Below are 12003 nucleotides of genomic sequence, written 5' to 3'. Positions count from 1 at the left end.
AGACCCACTTGCCGACCGTCCGGCGGACCATCTGCTGGAGCTGGTGGGGCTCCATCACGCCGTCCTGGGCCGACTTGTCCAGGGCTTCCTGGATCTTCGGGGTGACGCCGACGAAGGCGCTGTCGTCGATGCCGGAGCCCCGGGCCTGGATGTGGGGGCCGCCCACGATCTTGCCGGAGGAGCTGTCGACCACGATGAAGACCGAGATGATGCCCTCGTCGCCGAGGATGCGGCGGTCCTTGAGGGAGGTCTCGGTGACATCGCCGACGGAGAGGCCGTCGACGTACACGTAACCGGCCTGGACCTTGCCGACGATCTTGGCCTTGCCGTCGATGAGGTCGACGACCACGCCGTCCTCGGCGATGACGATGTGGTCCTTGGGAACGCCGGTGAGGGCTCCCAGCTCGGCGTTGGCCCGGAGGTGGCGCCATTCGCCGTGGACCGGCATCAGGTTCTTCGGCTTGCAGATGTTGTAGAAGTACAGCAGCTCGCCGGCCGAGGCGTGGCCCGAGACGTGGACCTTGGCGTTGCCCTTGTGGACGACGTTGGCGCCCCAGCGGGTCAGGCCGTTGATCACGCGGTAGACCGCGTTCTCGTTGCCGGGGATGAGGGACGACGCCAGGATCACCGTGTCGCCGGGAACGATCCGGATCTGGTGGTCGCGGTTGGCCATCCGGGAGAGGGCGGCCATCGGCTCGCCCTGTGAGCCCGTGCAGACCAGCACGACCTCGTCGTCCGGGAGGTCGTCGAGGGTCTTGACGTCGACGACCAGGCCCGCGGGGACCTTGAGGTAGCCGAGGTCGCGGGCGATGCCCATGTTGCGGACCATCGAGCGGCCGACGAAGGCGACCCGGCGGCCGTACTCGTGGGCGGCGTCCAGGATCTGCTGGATGCGGTGCACATGGCTGGCGAAGCTCGCCACGATGATGCGCTTCTGGGCGTTGGCGAAGACCGTGCGCAGGACGTTGGAGATGTCCCGCTCGGGCGGTACGAAGCCCGGGACCTCGGCGTTCGTGGAGTCCGAGAGGAGGAGGTCGATGCCCTCCTCGCTGAGGCGCGCGAACGCGTGCAGGTCGGTGAGGCGGCCGTCCAGCGGAAGCTGGTCCATCTTGAAGTCACCGGTGGCGACGGCCATGCCCGCGGGGGTGCGGATGGCGACCGCGAGGGCATCCGGGATGGAGTGGTTGACCGCGATGAACTCGCAGTCGAAGACGCCGATGCGCTCGCGCTGCCCTTCCTGCACCTCAAGGGTGTAGGGGCGGATGCGGTGCTCCTGGAGCTTCGCCTCGATGAGCGCGAGGGTCAGCTTCGAGCCGATGAGCGGGATGTCCGGCTTCAGGCGCAGCAGGTACGGGACACCACCGATGTGGTCCTCGTGGCCGTGCGTGAGGACGATGCCCTCGATGTCGTCCAGGCGGTCCCGGATCGTGGTGAAGTCCGGGAGGATCAGGTCGATGCCCGGCTGCTCCTCCTCCGGGAAGAGGACGCCGCAGTCGACGATGAGCAGGCGGCCGCCGTACTCGAAGACCGTCATGTTGCGGCCGATCTCGCCCAGGCCGCCGAGCGGGGTGACCCGCAGGGCGCCCTTCGGGAGCTTCGGGGGGGTACCGAGTTCAGGGTGCGGATGGCTCAAAAGACTCTCCTTAACCACACGCGCCACGTACCGCTGAGGCACGTGGCGCGTATGTCATTCGTGCACTTGCAGTTGTCTTGGGGTGCTGCTCTTCGCGAGGTGCCTCGCTCGTTCTCTTCATTCAGTTGTGAAGTCTGTGGTTACAGCTGTACCCCGCCGGCGGCCAGGTCGATCTTGAGCTGGGCCGTCTCCTGTGCGGTGAGTTCCACCAGGGGCAGGCGCAGCGGTCCGGCCGGGAGGCCCTGGAGCGTCAGCGCGGCCTTGGTGGTGATGACGCCCTGGGTGCGGAACATGCCGGTGAAGACTGGGAGCAGCTTCTGGTGGATCTCGGTGGCCTTCTGCACGTCGCCGCCGAGGTGGGCCTCGACCAGTGCCCGCAGGTCCGGGGTGACGACGTGGCCGACGACGGAGACGAAGCCGACCGCGCCGACCGAGAGGAGCGGCAGGTTGAGCATGTCGTCGCCGGAGTACCAGGCGAGGCCGGACTGGGCGATGGCCCAGCTGGCGCGGCCGAGGTCTCCCTTGGCGTCCTTGTTGGCGACGATCCGCGGGTGGTCGGCGAGCCGGACGAGGGTTTCGGTGTCGATCGGGACGCCGCTGCGGCCGGGGATGTCGTACAGCATCACGGGCAGGCCGGTGGAGTCGGCGATGGCCGTGAAGTGGCGCAGGAGGCCTTCCTGCGGCGGCTTGTTGTAGTACGGCGTGACCGCGAGGAGGCCGTGGGCGCCGGTGCGCTCGGCGGTGCGGGCGAGGTCGACGCTGTGCCGGGTGTCGTTGGTCCCGATGCCGGCGACGACGTGCGCCCGGTCGCCGACCGCTTCGAGCACCGCCCGTACGAGCTGGTCCTTCTCCGCGTCACTGGTGGTCGGGGACTCACCGGTGGTGCCGTTGACGATCAGCCCGTCGTTGCCTGCGTCCACCAGGTGGGCGGCGAGCCGCTGGGCGCCGTCGAGGTCGAGAGCGCCGTCCGCCGTGAGGGGCGTGACCATAGCGGTGAGGACCCGCCCGAAGGGGGTCTGCGGAGTGGAGATCGGAGCCATGGGTAACACGCTACTCGCTGCTCAGCGCGTGGTCCCCCTAGGGGGACGGGGAAGAGGAGCCCGGCACTGCCTGCTCGGGGGTTCAAGCAGTGCCGGGTCCGTTTGATCAGCCTAGATGAACTTCTCGAAACGCCGCAATACGGACACCGCTTACGGGGCTACTCGTCCATTTTTGTTGAAGGCCGCATGAGTGAGCGGCATGAGCTGCTGCCAGTGGGCTTCCATCTGCTCGCCGACCATCTCGATCTCGCGTTGCGGGAAGGACGGGACCGTCGCCAGCTCGTGCTGCGTACGCAGGCCGAGGAAGTGCATCAGGGAGCGTGCGTTGCAGGTGGCGTACATGGAGGAGAACAGGCCGACCGGCAGGACCGCGCGGGCCACCTCGCGGGCCACGCCCTCCGCCAGCATCTTTTGGTAGGCCTCGTACGAAGCTCGGTAGGACTCCTCCATGACACGGGTCGTGAGGTCGTACTGTCCCCGGGTTCCTTCAACGAACTCGTACTTGCCGGGGCGGCCCTGCTGGATCAGCTTCCTCGACGTGTCGGGGACATAGAAAACAGACTCCAGCTCCCGGTAGCGGCCCGATTCCTCGTTGTACGACCAGCCCACGCGGTGCCGCATGAACTCGCGGAACACGAAGATCGGGGCGCTGATGAAGAAGGTCATCGAGTTGTGCTCGAACGGGCTGCCGTGCCGGTCCCGCATGAGGTAGTTGATCAGCCCCTTGGACCGCTCCGGGTCCTTGGTGACCTCTTCCAGCGACTGCTCGCCGGCCGTGGAGACCCGGGCGGCGAACAGCACATCCGCGTCATGCGCATCGCTTTTCACCAGCTCAACGGTGACATCACTGCGGAGATGAGGCTTTGCGGGTTCGGGAGTGGCGGTCACCGACAGAGGTCCTTCCAAAGGTATCGCAGGTCACCGACAACCTTACGGGGCCCGAAGGGCGGCGTTCGAGGGGGCATGCCGATGCCCCGTTCGGGCAGCCGTTCGTGGAGTCCGTCCAAGAAGTACGGCGATTCGGGCACCGATCCGGCCGTTCGTACGTCTGACTCATTAGCAGCACCCGCCACTGAGATCAAGGAGAGTTTCCTCATGTTCCGCCGGCGTGAATCCGTCCCGTTCTCGTTCGTTGCCGAGTCCGACCGGTTCCGCAGTAATGTCACTCCTCCTCCCTCTCCGCGCGCCAGCGTTCCCGAGCTGCTGGGCCGCTCCCTCGTCGGGCTGACCGTGGTCGCCGGGCTCGCGGGTTCACTGCTGCTGGGTATTCCCGCGCTCGACTCCGGGTCGTCCGCCTCGCACGGCAAGCAGTCCGAGGCGTCCCAGGACCGCTGAGTCACGTCCCAGGCGGAGGCCGCCGGACTTTTACTCGTACGGACCCCCTGGGGTGGTCGGGCCGGGGGGCGCCTCGGTAGCCTCACCGGGCACAGCAATCGAGCGTGCTTGTGAGTGAGGATGAGTCGTGCCCCTGCCCTTTCTGACGGCCGACCGCGCATTCGATGCGAGCGCGGACGACGTTGCGCTGCCGTTCGACGACCACGACAGCTGGCGGCGGCCCTACCGCCCCGGCCCGTGGCGGGTCGCGGCGGCGGCCGGCCTGTTGTTGCTGGCCTCGTTCGTTCTGCTCGCGGCGATGATCATCGCCTTCGCCGGGGCGCCTTCCGGGGCTCTGGTCTGTCTGCTGCTGGCCGGTGCGCTGATCGGTGGAGCACTGCGGCTCCTGCGGGTCGGTGCGTGGGTCAGCCGGCACGGCGTGCGGCGTGTGGGGTTCTTCCGGACCACCACGGTGCCGTGGGGGGCCACCGCCTCCGTCCGTACGGTCCAGCAGCCCGTGAAGTGGCTGGGGCTGCCTCGTACGGTGCAGGGCCAGGCGCTGATCGTGGTCCGGCAGAACGGTGAGACCCTCCCGCCGCTGGCCTCCGACCACAACGCGGACTTCCTCGGGCGCGAAGAGGCGTTCGAGCGGGCCACGGATGCGGTGGAGGCTTGGGCGGATGAGTATCGGCACGGGTAGCCGTGCCGTCGTTTACGTGGGTGAGCCCGGGGCCGGTTGTCGGTCCCGGGCTCATCTGCGTACGGCGTGAAAGATGTCCTCAAACACCGGACGGGCTGGATGGTGCGGCCGGGCTTGATGGTGCGGGCTCAGTGGGAGAAGCCGAGGATGCAGGCTCGCTGGTTCTGCGCAGGGCGATTGCCCTTTGCATCGCCTTGCGGGCCCTTGGGGTGTCCCTGGCGTCCTGGTAGGCCACCGCCAGGCGGAACCAGGTGCGCCAGTCGTCCGGGGCGTCTTCCGTTTCTTCGCGGCGCTTCGTGAAGACCGCGTCGGCGGCGTCCCTGTCGATGCGGCCGGACGGGGTGCGAGCCAGGTCGTCGACCGGGAGGCCGCCCTCCGCGTCGAGTTCGGCGGCGAGCGCGTTGGCGCGGCGGACGAACTGGGTGTTCTTCCAGAGGAACCAGACGCCGATCACCGGCAGGATCAGCACGGCTACGCCGAACGTGACCGTGAGCAGCGTGCCGTGGCGGATGAGCATCAGGCCGCGGCCGCCGACCAGGAAGAAGTAGAAGACCAGGACGGCGGCCGTGACGAAGTAGGTGATCTTTGCGCGCATGGAGGGCTCAGTCAGTTCAGGTCGAGGAAGTGTTCCAGGCCGAACGTGAGGCCGGGAGTGGTCACCACGCGGCGGGTGCCGAGCAGGATGCCCGGCATGAAGCTGCTGTGGTGGAGGGAGTCGTGGCGGATGGTGAGGGTCTCGCCCTCGCCGCCGAGCAGCACTTCCTGGTGGGCCAGCAGTCCGCGGAGGCGGATCGCGTGGACCGGGACGCCGTCGACGTCCGCGCCGCGCGCGCCGTCCAGGGCGGTCGTGGTGGCGTCCGGCTGCGGCGCGCTGCCCGCCTTCGCGCGGGCCGCCGCGATGAGCTGGGCCGTGCGGGTGGCGGTGCCGGAAGGCGCGTCGACCTTGTTGGGGTGGTGGAGCTCGACGACCTCGACCGACTCGAAGTAGCGGGCGGCCTGCTCCGCGAACTTCATGGTCAGGACCGCGCCGATGGAGAAGTTCGGGGCGATGAGGACCCCGGTCTCCGGGGAGTTCTCCAGCCAGGCGGTGAGCTGCGCGAGCCGTTCGTCGGTCCAGCCCGTGGTGCCGACGACGGCATGGATGCCGTGCCGGACGCAGAAGTCGAGGTTGCCCATCACCGATGCGGGGGTGGTCAGCTCGACGGCGAGCTGGGCGCCCGCCTCGGCGAGGGCCTCCAGCTTGTCGCCCCGGCCCAGTGCCGCCACCAGCTCCAGGTCGTCGGCGGCCTCGATCGCCCGTACGGCCTCGGAACCGATCCGGCCCTGAGCGCCGAGAACGGCTACGCGCAGCTTGCTCATCTTGTCTTCCTTAAGGGATTAAGGGATTAGGAGACCGCTTCGTGGAGGCGGTCCGCCTGCTTGTCCTTGAGCGGGCCGATGACCGAGAGCGAGGGGCGGTGGGTGAGGAGCTCGCCCGCCACCTCCCGTACGTCGTCGGGGGTGACCTCCGCGATGCGGGCCAGCATGTCGTCGACCGACATCTGCTCGCCCCAGCACAGCTCACTCTTGCCGATCCGGTTCATCAGCGCGCCGGTGTCCTCCAGGCCGAGGACCGTGGAGCCGGAGAGCTGGCCGATGGCGCGGGTGATCTCGTCGTCGTCCAGGCCGTGCGTGGCGACCCGGTCCAGCTCGTCCCGGCAGATCTTCAGGACGTCGTGGACCTGGCTGGGCCGGCAGCCCGCGTAGACGCCGAAGAGGCCGCAGTCGGCGAAGCCCGAGGTGTACGAGTACACGCTGTAGGCCAGGCCGCGCTTCTCCCGGACCTCCTGGAAGAGGCGCGAGCTCATGCCGCCGCCGAGGGCCGTGTTGAGCACGCCGAGCGCCCAGCGGCGGTCGTCGGTGCGGGCGAGGCCGGGCATGCCGAGGACCACGTGGGCCTGCTCGGTCTTGCGGTTCAGCAGCTCGACCTTGCCGGCGGTGCGCAGGGTCCGGGAGCCCTGGCGGGGCGCCATGGGGGCCGCGTCCGTACGGGAGAGGGCGCCGGCCTTCTCGAAGGCGCGGCGGACCTGGCGTACGACCGTGGCGTGGTCGACGTTGCCCGCGGCGGCGACGACCAGGTGCGTGGGGTCGTAGTGCTTCTTGTAGAAGCGGGCGATCTGGCCGCGGTTCAGCGCGTTGATCGTGTCGACGGTGCCGAGGACCGGGCGGCCGAGCGGGGTGTCGCCGAGCATCGTGTGCGCGAACAGGTCGTGCACGCAGTCGCCCGGGTCGTCCTCGGTCATCGCGATCTCTTCGAGGATGACGCCGCGCTCGGCGTCGACGTCCTCGGGGGCGATCAGCGAGCCGGTCAGCATGTCGCAGACCACGTCGATGGCGAGCGGCAGGTCGGTGTCGAGGACCCGCGCGTAGTAGCAGGTGTACTCCTTCGCCGTGAAGGCGTTCATCTCGCCGCCGACCGCGTCGATCGCCGAGGAGATGTCGAGGGCGGTGCGCTTGGCGGTGCCCTTGAAGAGGAGGTGTTCCAGGTAGTGGGTCGCGCCGTTCAGGGTGGGCGTCTCGTCGCGTGAACCGACGTTGGCCCAGATGCCGAAGGTGGCGGACCGGACGGAGGGCAGGGTCTCGGTGACGATCCGCAGACCGCCGGGGAGGACGGTGCGGCGGACGGTGCCGATGCCGTTGGTGCCCTGGAGAAGCGTTTGGGTACGGGCGACGGCCCGCCCCTCCGAGGAGGGGCGGGCCGTCGTCGCGGAACTACGGGACGTCACTTGTCGGTGTCGTCCTTCGTCTCGTCCTCTTCACCCTCGATGACGGGGATGAGGGAGAGCTTGCCGCGGGAGTCGATCTCGGCGATCTCGACCTGGACCTTGGCGCCGACGCCGAGCACGTCCTCGACGTTCTCCACGCGCTTGCCACCGGCGAGCTTGCGGATCTGCGAGATGTGCAGCAGGCCGTCCTTGCCCGGCATGAGCGAGACGAACGCGCCGAAGGTGGTCGTCTTGACGACCGTACCCAGGTAGCGCTCGCCGACCTCCGGCATGGTCGGGTTGGCGATCGCGTTGATCGTGGCGCGGGCGGCCTCGGCCTGCGAACCCTGCTGGGCACCGATGTAGATGGTGCCGTCGTCCTCGATCGTGATGTCGGCGCCGGTGTCCTCCTGGATCTGGTTGATCATCTTGCCCTTGGGGCCGATGACCTCACCGATCTTGTCCACCGGGATCTTGACGGTGATGATCCGCGGGGCGTTCGGGGACATCTCGTCCGGGACGTCGATGGCCTCGTTCATGACGTCCAGGATGTGCAGACGCGCGTCACGGGCCTGCTTCAGCGCGGCGGCCAGGACCGAGGCGGGGATGCCGTCGAGCTTGGTGTCGAGCTGGAGCGCGGTCACGAACTGCTTCGTACCGGCGACCTTGAAGTCCATGTCGCCGAAGGCGTCCTCCGCACCGAGGATGTCGGTGAGGGCGACGTAGTGGGTCTTGCCGTCGATCTCCTGCGAGATCAGGCCCATGGCGATACCGGCGACGGCGGCCTTGAGCGGCACACCGGCGTTCAGCAGCGACATGGTGGAGGCGCAGACCGAGCCCATGGACGTCGAGCCGTTGGAGCCCAGCGCCTCGGAGACCTGGCGGATCGCGTACGGGAACTCCTCGCGCGACGGCAGCACCGGCACGATGGCGCGCTCGGCGAGCGCACCGTGGCCGATCTCGCGGCGCTTGGGCGAGCCCACGCGGCCGGTCTCACCGACGGAGTACGGCGGGAAGTTGTAGTTGTGCATGTAGCGCTTGCGGGTCACCGGGGAGAGGGTGTCCAGCTGCTGCTCCATACGGAGCATGTTGAGGGTGGTGACGCCCAGGATCTGGGTCTCGCCACGCTCGAACAGCGCCGAGCCGTGCACGCGCGGGATGGCCTCGACCTCGGCGGCGAGCGTACGGATGTCCGTGACGCCACGGCCGTCGATGCGGACCTTGTCCTTGATGACGCGCTCGCGGACCAGCTTCTTGGTCAGCGAACGGTACGCGGCGGAGATCTCCTTCTCGCGGCCCTCGAACGCCGGCAGAAGCTTCTCTGCGGCGATCTCCTTGACGCGGTCCAGCTCGGCCTCGCGGTCCTGCTTGCCGGCGATGGTGAGCGCCTGCGTCAGCTCGGAGGTGACGGCCTTGGCGAGCGCCTCGAAGACGTCGTCCTGGTAGTCCAGGAAGACCGGGAACTCGCCGACCGGCTTGGCGGCCTTGGAGGCGAGGTCCGACTGGGCCTTGCAGAGCGCCTTGATGAAGGGCTTCGCGGCGTCCAGACCGGCGGCGACGATCTCCTCGGTGGGAGCCTCGGCGCCGTCCTTGACGAGCTGGATGGTCTTCTCGGTGGCCTCGGCCTCGACCATCATGATCGCGACGTCGCCGTCCTCCAGGACGCGACCGGCGACGACCATGTCGAAGACGGCGTCCTCGAGCTCGGTGTGCGTCGGGAACGCGACCCACTGGCCCTTGATCAGGGCGACGCGGGTGGCGCCGATCGGGCCGGAGAAGGGCAGGCCCGCCAGGATGGTGGAGCAGGAGGCGGCGTTGATCGCGACCACGTCGTACAGGTGGTCGGGGTTGAGCGCCATGATCGTCTCGACGATCTGGATCTCGTTGCGCAGGCCCTTCTTGAAGGAGGGGCGCAGCGGGCGGTCGATCAGGCGGCAGGTGAGGATCGCGTCCTCGGAGGGCCGGCCCTCACGGCGGAAGAAGGAGCCGGGGATCTTGCCGGCCGCGTACTGCCGCTCCTCGACGTCCACCGTGAGGGGGAAGAAGTCGAGGTTCTCCTTGGGCCGCTTGGAAGCGGTGGTGGCCGACAGCACCATGGTGTCGTCGTCCAGGTACGCGACGGCGGAGCCGGCGGCCTGCTTGGCCAGGCGGCCCGTCTCGAAGCGGATGGTGCGGGTGCCGAAGGTTCCGTTGTCGATGACGGCCTCGGCGTAGTGGGTCTCGTTCTCCACTAGTGATTTCTCCATACTCGTCGTCTTTCGTCCTGCCGCCCGTGTGGCGGAGGACGGTGCGGGAGAGGCGCACCGTGGTGCGGGCCGGTCTTCGATCGAAGCTCCCGGGCATGTTCCCGGGGGCCACTACCGAGGACCGGCGGCGGCGTCACTGCGCCTCTCCCTGGTGTTGCGCTGGTGTTGCGTGGTGTTCCGGTGTCCAGATTACTGAGCTTGACACCGGTTGCGCACGTACGGCAAAGGGAGCGGTCCCCTCAGACGCGGGAACCGCTCCCTCTCCACGGCGTACTTACTTGGCGCCGCCGGCCGCACCGCGGCGGATGCCGAGGCGGTCGACCAGCGCACGGAAGCGCTGGATGTCCTTCTTGGCCAGGTACTGCAGGAGGCGGCGACGCTGGCCGACCAGGATCAGCAGACCACGACGGGAGTGGTGGTCGTGCTTGTGCGTCTTGAGGTGCTCCGTCAGGTCCGAGATCCGGCGCGAGAGCATGGCGACCTGGACCTCGGGGGATCCGGTGTCACCTTCCTTCTGCGCGAAGTCGGCCATGATCTGCTTCTTCGTAGCGGCGTCGAGCGGCACGCGTACTCCTCTTGATGTTCGAAGCGCCCACGAGTGCCCCTGGTCTTGTTCTCAGGGGAGCTTCCGTGACTCGGAGGCGAAGGTCCGATGAGCGCAGTCCCCAGGATGATCCGGAGAGGCGTACACAAACGGCCACTGGACAGACTACCAGCCATTCGGGTCACCCCCGGACGGTCTCCGTCCGGGGGCCGGCGGTCAGCTCGTGAGGGCGCGGATCGAGCGGTAGACGTCGAAGACCGCCAGGCAGAGCGGCAGCAGGGTGAGCAGCACGACCGTCTCGGCGATCTCCAGGAAGCGGCCCCAGAACGGGGTCACCCCCTTGCGCGGCACGATCAGGCCGATGGCGGTGATCAGGGCGGCGACGCCCGCGACGGCGGCGGCGAGCCACACCGTACGGATGTCCAGTGCGGCGCTGTCGCCCCGCAGCGCGTCGCGGACCAGGGTGAGCGGCGGGTTGAGGGAGAGGCCGAGGCCCAGGAACACCAGGGAGCCGAGGCCGGCGGCGAGCGTGCAGCCGACCTGGGCGGTGTAGCGGAAGAGGTGGGCGCGCATCAGCATGGCGATGCCGGTGGCGAGTGCGAGGAGCTGGCCCCAGAGGTTGTCCGAGAAGCCGAGCACCGCGGCGGCGGCCACGGCGACCAGCGCGCAGCCGCCGACCAGGCCGAGGAGCAGCTCGTGGCCGCGGCGGGCCTGGGCGGCGATCCGTACGGCGTCGACCGGGCCCTGCGGCGCCGGCTCGGAGGTGCCGTAGTCGCCGACGGCGGAGCGCGGCGGTTCGAAGCCGATGGGGAGGCGGGCGAAGCGGGTGGAGAGGCCGGGCAGGAAGGCCAGCGCGCCGACGGCGAAGGGGGCGCAGACGGCGGCGGCCTCGGTGGGCTTCAGCTCGGCGCTGATCGCGATGAAGGTGACGACGAGGCCGGTGGCGCTCGCGAAGACGAACGCGACGAACGGGCCGTCGCCGCCGGGCGCGGTGATCATGAGGATGACCGCGACCACCAGCACGGCGGCGCAGGCGAGCAGGAACTGCAGCCGTCCCACGCCCTGGCCCGTGCTGAGCGAGAGCAGTCCGGAACCGGCGACCGCGGCGTTCACCATCGCGCCGGTGCCGAGCGCGATGGCCGAGCCCCGGTCGTCGTAGACCCGGGCGCGGACGCAGGCGAGGGCGAGCAGGAGTACGGCGGTGGTGGCTGCCAGGATGCCGGGCAGGCCGTGCATGTCGTGGCGCGGGTCGGCGGTCCAGAGGACGAAGCCGAGCAGGCTGAGCAGGACGGAGCCGCCGAAGAGGCCGGCACCGCGCATGAGGGAGTCGCCCCAGAGCGTGCGGTCCTTGGCCACGGCGGTGGCGACGGCGTCGGACACGTCGTCGAAGACGGCGGGCGGCAGCGATTCCGCGAAGGGCCGCAGCGAGAGCAGCTCGCCGTCGAGGATGCGGTGGCCGGCCAGCGTACGGGCGCTGTCCAGGACGGTGCCGTCGCGGCGTACGAGGTGGTAGCCGACCGGTGCGCCGGGTGCGGGGCTCTGTCCGGAGAGCCGGAGGATCTCGGGGTAGAGGTCCGCGACGGGTACGTCTTCGGGCAACGCCACGTCGACCCGGCCGTCGGGTGCGACGACCGTGACCCGGCAGAAGCCGGTGCCGTTGCCGGACGGAACCCCGTGACTCGGCCGGCCGCCGGTCGTGGTGGCTGCCGCTTGGGCCGTCATTGTCACCTGCTGCTCCCCCTGTTGCTCCGGACGTCCGGTGGCGCTCCTCGGTGACCGCGG

Annotated in this window: 11 protein-coding genes (1 of these 11 cut by a window edge); 2 read left to right on the top strand and 9 right to left on the bottom strand. The window is 69.2% G+C overall.

Annotation, left to right across the window (positions count from 1 at the left end):
- The 3 genes from ACQP09_RS27715 to thyX all read right to left on the bottom strand — a co-directional run.
- Nucleotides 1-1633, bottom strand: the 5' portion of a protein-coding gene (locus tag ACQP09_RS27715; protein ID WP_432152313.1) for a ribonuclease J. Its footprint begins 53 nt before the window's first position; only the first 1633 of its 1686 coding nucleotides appear in the window; the start codon lies at nucleotides 1631-1633; its stop codon lies beyond the left edge, outside the window.
- A 140-nt stretch (nucleotides 1634-1773) separates the two neighbouring features.
- Nucleotides 1774-2673 (bottom strand): 4-hydroxy-tetrahydrodipicolinate synthase, encoded by a 900-nt coding sequence (gene dapA / locus ACQP09_RS27710; RefSeq protein WP_258469055.1) that lies wholly within the window; start codon nucleotides 2671-2673, stop codon nucleotides 1774-1776.
- Between the two features lie 150 nt (nucleotides 2674-2823).
- Complete coding sequence (gene thyX, locus ACQP09_RS27705; protein ID WP_433404374.1) at nucleotides 2824-3561, bottom strand: FAD-dependent thymidylate synthase; 738 nt, start codon at nucleotides 3559-3561, stop codon at nucleotides 2824-2826.
- Nucleotides 3562-3768: 207 nt separating this feature from the next.
- Between thyX and ACQP09_RS27700 the strand changes: the two genes are divergently transcribed.
- A complete protein-coding gene (locus tag ACQP09_RS27700; protein WP_433404371.1) occupies nucleotides 3769-4008 on the top strand; it encodes a hypothetical protein in 240 nt (79 codons plus the stop codon).
- A gap of 127 nt (nucleotides 4009-4135) precedes the next feature.
- On the top strand, nucleotides 4136-4687 hold the full coding sequence (locus ACQP09_RS27695; protein ID WP_404058746.1) for a hypothetical protein: 552 nt from the start codon (nucleotides 4136-4138) through the stop codon (nucleotides 4685-4687).
- Between the two features lie 79 nt (nucleotides 4688-4766).
- Here ACQP09_RS27695 and ACQP09_RS27690 read toward each other — a convergent pair whose 3' ends face one another.
- The 6 genes from ACQP09_RS27690 to eccD form a co-directional block, all read right to left on the bottom strand.
- The gene (locus tag ACQP09_RS27690; RefSeq protein ID WP_433404368.1) at nucleotides 4767-5282 is read right to left on the bottom strand and encodes a hypothetical protein; all 516 of its coding nucleotides are present in this window, start codon (nucleotides 5280-5282) and stop codon (nucleotides 4767-4769) included.
- A gap of 11 nt (nucleotides 5283-5293) precedes the next feature.
- Entirely contained in the window at nucleotides 5294-6046 is a 753-nt protein-coding gene (dapB, locus tag ACQP09_RS27685) for a 4-hydroxy-tetrahydrodipicolinate reductase (protein WP_433404366.1), read from the bottom strand.
- 26 nt (nucleotides 6047-6072) lie between these two features.
- Nucleotides 6073-7452: a M16 family metallopeptidase gene (locus ACQP09_RS27680; RefSeq protein WP_433404364.1), complete on the bottom strand. Its 1380-nt coding sequence runs from the start codon at nucleotides 7450-7452 to the stop codon at nucleotides 6073-6075.
- The gene (locus ACQP09_RS27675) at nucleotides 7449-9662 is read right to left on the bottom strand and encodes a polyribonucleotide nucleotidyltransferase (RefSeq protein ID WP_161268387.1); all 2214 of its coding nucleotides are present in this window, start codon (nucleotides 9660-9662) and stop codon (nucleotides 7449-7451) included. The genes ACQP09_RS27680 and ACQP09_RS27675 overlap by 4 nt, the downstream gene beginning before the upstream one ends.
- A gap of 289 nt (nucleotides 9663-9951) precedes the next feature.
- A complete protein-coding gene (rpsO, locus tag ACQP09_RS27670) occupies nucleotides 9952-10242 on the bottom strand; it encodes a 30S ribosomal protein S15 (protein ID WP_355880623.1) in 291 nt (96 codons plus the stop codon).
- 195 nt (nucleotides 10243-10437) lie between these two features.
- Nucleotides 10438-11943 carry a type VII secretion integral membrane protein EccD gene (gene eccD / locus ACQP09_RS27665; protein ID WP_433404360.1) on the bottom strand — a complete coding sequence of 502 codons (1506 nt, stop codon included), beginning with the start codon at nucleotides 11941-11943 and terminating at the stop codon, nucleotides 10438-10440.
- Between the last annotated feature and the right edge of the window lie 60 nt (nucleotides 11944-12003).

Source organism: Streptomyces sp. CA-146814, assembly GCF_050942385.1.
In the GTDB taxonomy this organism is placed as follows: domain Bacteria; phylum Actinomycetota; class Actinomycetes; order Streptomycetales; family Streptomycetaceae; genus Streptomyces.
The sequence above is the reverse complement of the archived record's forward strand: the minus strand, read 5'-3'. Positions and strand labels throughout refer to the sequence as shown.